This is a genomic window from Candidatus Neomarinimicrobiota bacterium (assembly GCA_030743815.1).
Taxonomy (GTDB): Bacteria; Fidelibacterota; Marinisomatia; order Marinisomatales; family S15-B10; genus UBA2146.
Genome location: JASLRT010000056.1, coordinates 1 through 9,053, shown reverse-complemented (window position 1 = coordinate 9,053; position 9,053 = coordinate 1). Strand labels below are relative to the sequence as shown.

Sequence of the window (9,053 nt, the reverse complement as noted above, 5' to 3'; positions counted from 1 at the left end):
TAATTCAGCGAGAATTTCACAGCCAATGTTCCCAGCTCCACTTCGTCCGCAACTTTCTTTATCTTTGTGGAGAGAGTCAGCCGCGTTGATAGAGGTTTAAAAGGTTTGAACTCAAGTCCGGCATTCATGCCGAGAAAAGTGAACTCTGAGATACCGGTAGCATTCAGTAGTGAAGAGCCCCCTCGCAGTCTTGCTTTCTCTTGCCAGAATCCGTAGGAAGCGTCAAATCCAAGCGTTGTCAGACGTGACTCGTTTTTCTGACCCTCTAGCTCAGCCGGCAAAGGAATCTGAACGGCGTAACGCGAAAAGGTGAACGACGTCTTGAGAGGTCTGGCGAACTTGATGGATCCCACAATAGATAAGGATTGCGAATTTGTGAATGTAGTTCTATAGTCAGCGGCTCTCTCAGCCACCAGTAGATCTTCAGCTTCGACGGAATTGTAAGTAACCAGGATATTGTAGGTTCTGTTTTCACTGCTGAGCGGCACATTAACTGAGAAGAACTTGTTGCTTGTTCTGGTATCTTCACGTCTGTCCTTAAAAGCTATAGAATCCTCGCCCACAGCGGTTGCATAGAACAGTGTGTCGAGGTCCGTCTTCGAATTAGTCCTGTTCACTGTCTGAAAACTACCCGTAAATGACGGCATGCCTGCTCCGGGAGCAAACGATATGTTGGTAGAAGAAGTCTTCTGTGAATATGGATCTACCACTGTACGAAGAATCTCGTTATTGCGACTCTTGTAATCGTAACTGAGCGAAAGTTTGTTGTCAAACAATCTGACCCTATCACTGACAACGAACTCTCTGAGATTTGATGTGAGATATGGATTTCCCAGGGAGGTAAACTCGGGTCCTACTTGAGAATACCTGAGTTGAATTGTATTACCGTAGTAATAGGCCTTCATCTTGAAATTGTAGGCGGTCGAAGGCATGTTCATGAATGCCGCCACGGGCGTTTCCTGTACGGCCTGCGGATCGATGGGTATTAACGGTACCATGTTAATATTCACAATGAACCAATCCCTGAATTTCTCGGGATCAATCGGGATGTCTTCCAGCGCAACAAGACCTTCATCGGAGACTTGACCATCATCATCGTACTGCCTGCCGACGTAGCCGTCAAGCGTATCATCCAGCACCGTATCCATCTTGGCTTTGGTCATGGCGCCGTCCCAGATATTCCTGTTCAATAGACTGATGGCCCAGCCTGACTCCAGAGTGAGCCTGCCGTCATCCAGATTGAGGCCAGACTCAAAACCGGCCACAATATTGTCCTGTGGACTTGCACCACCCCAATTCCCTTCCGCCAGTTCATAAGATGCTACGCCATCAATCGCTTTCTCGAACTCCTCAAAGGTATAAATACCTGAATCTATACCCGCTTCTGTGACAAAATCCGTCCAATCAGGAACCGCAATCTCCGCGTCATTAACCAGCGGCTGAACCGAATCCTTCAAATCCTTTGCCTTCTGAACATTGACACCGAAGCGGAACTTATTGAACAAGTTGGTGCTGAGTTTGTAAGCCGTGTAGTAGCGTGTGAAAGTATAACCCATTCGATCCAGCATGTAGACTGGCTGGCCACTCCCGTCACTCTTCACTTCAAGGATCTGGTGCGACCTGTCCAACGTAGGAAAACCCTGTACGGCCCTCTCCAGTTCTCCCTTTACCATCTGAAACCTGAGCCAGTTGAGATCAATATCAATGCCCAACCCTCTCACCCGTTTGCCTTCGATCGTATAGGGAGAGAGAACAGGCGTAAAATCACCCATCATTATGGAAACATTTTTCCCCGATCTGACGGTCAGCGAATAGCGGTTTCGCGCCTGGCGGTAGACACTTTCATCGGTAGCCAGCCGTACATTTGCCTTAACATTGAACCATTCCCACCCCGCTTCAAAATTCGTCGCTGTCTGTCCGATGGAAAGGACCTGATCACCGACACGATCGAGGGAAGCATCTGAGCGAATCTTACCGCTGTACTTGAACTCTTCGACGGCAGCCAATAACGCCTCACCCGCCGATCCCACGTTAAACGACCACGTCACAGGCTGGAGATCATACCCGTATATGTTAGTCATTTCAATTCTAACCGTATGTAAACCATCTTCTAGATCGCTCACTGAGCAGGTGACAGTTTCTGAGCTTATAGCTGCCTGTAGAGTAATATCGCGATTGTCGATTGAAAGTCGAACCGCAGAACTGTCAACACCGTCCACATTGAATAGAGATGCTGCAATCAAAACCTCCTTTGAGGTGACAAGTCCCCCCTCTTCCGGACTGATGACCAGAATGTCTGCTTTGAGTTTTGAGCTGGTTTTCTTACTTCGCTGTGCCGATGCCGTCGTTCTTTCAGGCGCCGGAGTGACATTCAGAAAATGTGGCGATTCCAGCGGACCATCCTGTGGGAAGGCGACTGATGAACCGTTGTCAAGATTGAAAATGATGGAATACTCTAATCCTTGTTCGGTGACAAATTCGGGAGAAACTACTGTTCTCCAGACACCAGCTGAAAGGGCCATGCGAGTTTCATGAAAACCGTTCTGACCTGCAGTGCGGTGAAAAACTTTAGCTTCCACTACCGTTCCCTGACCCACGAGAATAGCTTCGAACTCAACAGTCTGGCCTGAAACCGCGCCCGCGGGAGGAACATGGTACAGTGTCTGCGCCTGCGCCATCGGTGGTAAAATGATTAAGAGAAAAAAGAATGATCGCCTAATCATCTGTATTATGGTAGTGCACATGATATTAAGATGGTCAACAGGTGTAACGGGGGAAAACCGGGAATAATGGATGTTGCCTGGAAAAGATCGGGTCTGATTCAGTTATACTTGATAATCAGAATCCGTTCTTCTCCCTCAGCATCCTGAAAGCGAATCTTGAGTTCCTTCATCTCCGCGGCGGCTTCGTCTTCATCCTCGGGAGCTTGGCCGGCAACAGTCGGTTCAACACCGATCGTCCCATCGGCGGATGATGTGGCTGTCTGGTCAGCACCTACCGTAACGACAGTTCCGGAAACCTGATTGAGCAGTTCCACTAATCCTTCGAGACCGAAACATTGATCATCAGATCCGGGAGTTGACACCATCCAGAATGATGTCCCTTTGACGGACGCCACTGAAGTTGGGGTTGTAACTATAAAATCACCCTTACGCCGCTTGGACACATCCACCTTAAGCGTGCCGCCGGTCATGTCTACTTTCTTGGAGATACCATCACCAGTCCGTTTACCCTTGATTTCGACGCCAGTGTTACCTTTAACTTTCAGCATACTCTTATCATCAAGGTAGACCAGTACAAGAAAGCCGTTGGCGCCGGTACGGATGAAGTCTTCGTCGAACAGGACAGTTCCGGGCGTAACTTCCTTGTAGTTATTGCTGCCCGCGGATCTTAATTCTACGGTACCCTTTACCTTGGTAGTCACAGCCACTCTGTCAGCCGCAGATACCAGCGTCAATCCGCCAAGAATAGTTACCAAAAGATAGTAGCTGATCGTTTTGGATTTGTGAAGGAGTGACATCGGTCTACTCCACCGATATACTTATGATGGACACGGACTGGTTTCTGATCTCGTTAAGGAGCGTAAACACGGCATCAACAGATACTTCCATGCCGTTTATTTCGTACGTCCCTGACGGCGAGAATCCTCCCAGTTCCGCATCCGGACCAAAGTAAGCGTTGAACTGCTGCTCGCCCATGATTTCCATCAATTGTTGGACGATTGGGTGAAGGGCTTCGGTGCCGGTAGTTGGCGGTTCAGATGAATCCGCCATCTTGAAGGCAAAGATAGGGCTGGTAAATGCTTCACTTCCGGCAGTAGTAGGCAGACGCTTCTGCACCTGCCAGACGTAAACTTCACCAGGAACCAGATCGATGGCGCCTGAGAAAGGGTATTGAAAACTCGTGGCAATACCTGTCGACTCCCATTCTTGAGTCTGATCCATGGGTAGGACAGTCAAATCTTCAATTGCTTCTTCTGCCGAACTGTGTGAATCCGATTTGAACTGGCCAATTCTGATGAGCGATTCACAACCCGGACACGGATCAGTCTCCCACTGAAAGATAGGGTAGAGCGAATAGTTCATATTCATACTTGTATCCGCGAGAACTCCGCCAGGACCTATCAGGTTCAGAGAGGTTGGTGAGGTTACAAGCACTGTTTCACTCATTTCGTCACTCAGTGTCAGACTGCCTTCATCATCCGAAGACCCCGATTTCAGTACCAGATGAAAAGAATATTGACCATCGGCAAGTTTTCCTGTGGTAACGACTGAGCTCAAGAGACTCTCGAATTTGGCTATATCCATCTGATCGAGAACCCGGACTGCGAGCGGAATCTCATTGGGAGGAGAATCGAGATCAAAGAGAGAAGTGGTTTCTATGGAGAGTTGACGATTATCCAGTCGGAGGTCAGCATACATGCGGAACGGGGCAGTTTCAACCTTGATCACCGTCATTCGTTCAGTGACACCTAGCGCGGCTGAAAGCATGGAAACCTCAAACTCGATTTTTGCCCACACTTCACGCGATTCATAGTCACCGTTTTCCTCCGACAATAGGTAACCGAAGAACATGACATCTGAGGAACCTGTCTTGATATCAATGGAACTCAGATAGTACGTAGCGTAAGGAACGAAACCCGGTTGAGGGAGCAGCTTAACTGATTGGGCTTCCAGTGTGAGAAGCAACAAGGGGAGGACTAATAGTATGTTTTTTCCCGATATTTTCACATCATTCTTTCCTTAGTAAAAATTTAACTAAAAAGATCGGTACTTTATGTGATGCACGTCAAAAAATTGTAAGGATTATCATTTGAATTTCTGTCCTTAACTTAGGTCGCAATAAGAAGTAAATCAATGAAAAGGAATAAGAAAGATAACATGACGCTAGTTTAACGATGGAACCGGGAGGCATCGATATCTGAAAACTACCCTACTGAAGTTTTTCCGCTGACTAACGTGGAAGTACCTGAGGCGAACTTCAGTCTCTCAACCCGAGCTTCAAATCCCATGCGTAAAACCCAAGAAAAGAGAAACCCCCAATCGAACCGATTGAGGGTTTCCAAGAATCCCCGGCGACTTCCTACTCTCCCACCTCGTCTCCAAGGCAGTACCATCGGCGCAACAGGGCTTAACTACCGAGTTCGGAATGGGATCGGGTGTTTCCCCTGCACTATCGTCACCGAGAGAATATTTATGGTCAGTACTTAGCCTGATCGTTCCAGAATACAAAGGATTCGATAAAGCCTGACGGCCAATTAGTATCACTCGGCTAAATCCGTTACCGGACTTACACCTGTGACCTATCAAACCCGTAGTCTACGGGAGGCCTTTACCCCCGACACAAATGTCGGGGAGGGAAACCTTATCTTGGGAAGGGCTTCGTGCTTATATGCTTTCAGCGCTTATCCCTGCCGAACGTAGCTACCCAGCAGTGCCTCTGATGAGACAACTGGTGCACCAGAGGTTCGTCCGTTCCGGTCCTCTCGTACTAGGAACAGCTTCCCTCAAGTTTCCTGCGCCCACGGCGGATAGGGACCGAACTGTCTTACGACGTTCTAAACCCAGCTCACGTACCACTTTAATGGGCGAACAGCCCAACCCTTGGGACCTTCTTCAGCCCCAGGATGTGATGAGCCGACATCGAGGTGCCAAACCGCCTCGTCGATATGAGCTCTCGGAGGCGATAAGCCTGTTATCCCCGGAGTACCTTTTATCCGTTGAGCGATGGCCCTTCCATTCGGGACCACCGGATCACTAAGCCCTGCTTTCGCACCTGCTCGGCCTGTCGGCCTTGCAGTTAAGCTCCCTTATGCCTTTGCACTCTTTGCACGATTACCGTCCGTGCTGAGGGAACCTTTGGGCTCCTCCGTTACTTTTTAGGAGGAGACCGCCCCAGTCAAACTACCCACCTGACACTGTTTCCCGCCCTGATTCAAGGGTCGGAATTAGAATTTCAGCAATATAAGGGTGGTATTTCAAGGTTGGCTCCACCCGAACTAGCGTCCGAGCTTCAAAGCCTCCCACCTATCCTACACATACATAACCAAAACCCAATGTCAGGATGTAGTAAAGGTTCACGGGGTCTTTCCGTCCTGCCGCGGGTAGCCGGTATCTTCACCGACACTGCAATTTCGCTGGGCTCGTGGTAGAGACAGTAGTCAAGTCGTTACACCATTCGTGCGGGTCGGAACTTACCCGACAAGGAATTTCGCTACCTTAGGACCGTTATAGTTACGGCCGCCGTTTACTGGGGCTTCGGTTCACTGCTTCGCGCTTGCGCGCTAACAACTCCCCTTAACCTTCCAGCACCGGGCAGGTGTCAGTCCCTATACTTCTCATTGCTGATTAGCAGAGACCTGTGTTTTTGGTAAACAGTCGCCCGACTCTGGTTTCTGCGACCTCTTTGGGCTCCAGCCGCGAAGGCCTTTACCTACTTGAGGCGCCCCTTCTCCCGAAGTTACGGGGCCAATTTGCCGAGTTCCTTTACCACGATTAACCCAAGCACCTTAGAATACTCTTCTCGCCTACGTGTGTCCGTTTACGGTACGGTCACCCAAAAATCTCACTTAGAGGATTTTCTTGGCAGCATGATTAGGATCAGTTTGTGGGCTAGGCCCTCCTATTCGTGTCTCAGGATGGTTCCGGTGGATTTGCCTGCCAGAACTCCCTACACACTTAAACCCGGACAATCAAAACCGGGCTGATCTTTCACTTCTGCGTCCCCCCATCGTTCAAACGATGATTGGGTGGTACAGGAATATTCACCTGTTATCCATCGCCTACGCCTTTCGGCCTCGGCTTAGGGACCGACTAACCCTGAGCAGAGTTACTTTACTCAGGAAACCTTAGGCTTTTGGTGTCCCAGAATTTCACTGGAATTATCGCTACTCATGCCAGCATACTCACTTCCATTTCCTCCATCCCGACTCCCGTCTAGGACTTCACAGGTTGATGGAACGCTCCCCTACCTCCCGACACAAATGTGCCGGGACCAGAGCTTCGGTACTGAGTTTAACAGTCCCGGAGATTATCGGCGCAAGATTCCTTAACTAGTGAGCTATTACGCTTTCTTTAAAGGATGGCTGCTTCTAAGCCAACCTCCTAGCTGTCTGTGCAATCTTACATCCTTAGTCACTTAACTCAGATTTTGGGACCTTAGCTGTTGGTCTGGGTTGTTTCCCTCTCGGCCACGAAGCTTATCCCCCGTGGCCTCACTGCCGGGGATCGTAACCTCGGTATTCGGAGTTTGGTTGGGTTTGGTAACCTTGTAGGGCCCCTAGTCCATCCAGTGCTCTACCCCCGAGGCACTTCCACGACGCTGCCCCTAAAGGCATTTCGGGGAGAACCAGAAATCGCCGAGTTTGATTGGCCTTTCACCCCTATCCACAGCTCATCCCCCAGGTTTTCAACCCTGGTGGGTTCGGTCCTCCACAACATGTTACTGTCGCTTCAACCTGGCCATGGATAGATCACTCGGCTTCGGGTCTGCCGCATGTTACTGAATTGCCCTGTTCAGACTCGCTTTCGCTGCGGCTCCTCCCATAACGGGATTAACCTTGCAACATACGAGCAACTCGCTGGCTCATTATGCAAAAGGCACGCCGTCATTCCGATAAATCGGAACTCCGACTGCTTGTAGGCATACGGTTTCAGGTTCTATTTCACTCTCCGTTAGGAGTACTTTTCACCTTTCCCTCACGGTACTAGTTCACTATCGGTTACATGGGAGTATTTAGCCTTGCCAGATGGTCCTGGCAGTTTCACACGGAATTTCACGTGTACCGTGCTACTCGAGAACAGTTCCCAGGGAGACCATCAGTTTTTGTTTACAGGACTATCACCTTCTATGGCCGGCCTTTCCATGCCGTTCAACTAACATCAGGTTTTTTGACTCCCCGAATCTTCCGTAACAGACTCCGGAACTGCCTCACAACACTCCAATCACAACGTCTACGGACTTTAACATGATCGAAGTTTTGGCTCTTTCCTGTTCGCTCGCCGCTACTGAGGAAATCACGATTGTTTTCTTTTCCTAGGGTTACTTAGATGTGTCAATTCGCCCCGTTAGCTCAACCCAGCCTATGTGTTCAACTGGGAGTGTCCCGGCATAACCCGAGACAGGTTGCCCCATTCGGAAATCCTCGGATCTAAGGTTGTTTGCACCTTCCCGAGGCTTATCGCAGCTTATCACGTCCTTCATCGCCTCCATGTACCAAGGCATCCACCGTACGCCCTTAGTAGCTTTACCAAAGGCTTCAGTATTCTTTGCAAACGCGTCGATGCTTTGCTAACCAATTGTCAAAAAACAATTATGAGGTAATAAAATCACCTCAATAATTCTTGTGGAGCTGACCGGGATCGAACCGGCGACCTCAGGCTTGCAAAGCCCGCGCTCTCCCATCTGAGCTACAGCCCCAGTCTCACGATATCAAGTTCGATCAACTCTTTTCAAATAACTGTGGGCCTGGGAAGACTCGAACTTCCGACCTCACGCTTATCAGGCGTGCGCTCTAACCACCTGAGCTACAAGCCCAAAAAAATAAAAGGTATGCGCAGGGAGAGAGTGACAAGTTCGACCATATCCCAATCCCGAAATCTCAGGATGGGATTACTCCTTAGAAAGGAGGTGTTCCAGCCGCACCTTCCGGTACGGCTACCTTGTTACGACTTCGCCCCAGTTACCAGTCTTACCTTAACAGGCTCCATCCCGAAGGTTAGGCCACCTGCTTTGGGCACTACCGGCTTCCATGGCGTGACGGGCGGTGTGTACAAGACCCGGGAACGTATTCACCGCGTCGTGCTGATACGCGATTACTAGCGATTCCGACTTCATGAAGTCGAGTTGCAGACTCCAATCCGAACTGGGGCCGGTTTTTTGGGATTGGCTTCACCTTGCGGTTTCGCGACCCATTGTACCGGCCATTGTAACACGTGTGTAGCCCTGGACATAAGGGACATACGGACTTGACGTCATCCCCACCTTCCTCCTGGTTATCCCAGGCAGTCCTCTTAGAGTCCCCGGCCGAACCGCTGGCAACTAAGTGTAGGGGT

General features: G+C 49.7%; 3 protein-coding genes, 2 tRNA genes and 3 rRNA genes. All 8 read right to left on the bottom strand.

The genetic code is table 11. From position 1 onward, the window contains the following. The coding region (locus QF669_04710) for a hypothetical protein (protein MDP6456739.1) at nucleotides 1–2,723 on the bottom strand (2,723 nt) is incomplete at its 3' end. Nucleotides 2,724–2,821: 98 nt separating this feature from the next. After that, on the bottom strand, nucleotides 2,822–3,520 hold the full coding sequence (locus tag QF669_04705; GenBank protein ID MDP6456738.1) for a FecR family protein: 699 nt from the start codon (nucleotides 3,518–3,520) through the stop codon (nucleotides 2,822–2,824). 4 nt (nucleotides 3,521–3,524) lie between these two features. Further along, nucleotides 3,525–4,730: a hypothetical protein gene (locus QF669_04700; protein ID MDP6456737.1), complete on the bottom strand. Its 1,206-nt coding sequence runs from the start codon at nucleotides 4,728–4,730 to the stop codon at nucleotides 3,525–3,527. 339 nt (nucleotides 4,731–5,069) lie between these two features. Then, a 5S ribosomal RNA gene (rrf, locus tag QF669_04695) occupies nucleotides 5,070–5,186 on the bottom strand. A gap of 50 nt (nucleotides 5,187–5,236) precedes the next feature. Further along, nucleotides 5,237–8,250 (bottom strand): 23S ribosomal RNA (locus QF669_04690). A 95-nt stretch (nucleotides 8,251–8,345) separates the two neighbouring features. After that, a tRNA-Ala gene (locus tag QF669_04685) sits at nucleotides 8,346–8,418 on the bottom strand. Nucleotides 8,419–8,461: 43 nt separating this feature from the next. Beyond that, nucleotides 8,462–8,535, bottom strand: a tRNA-Ile gene (locus QF669_04680). Nucleotides 8,536–8,621: 86 nt separating this feature from the next. Next, nucleotides 8,622–9,053: ribosomal RNA gene (locus QF669_04675) — 16S ribosomal RNA — on the bottom strand; the annotation flags it as partial.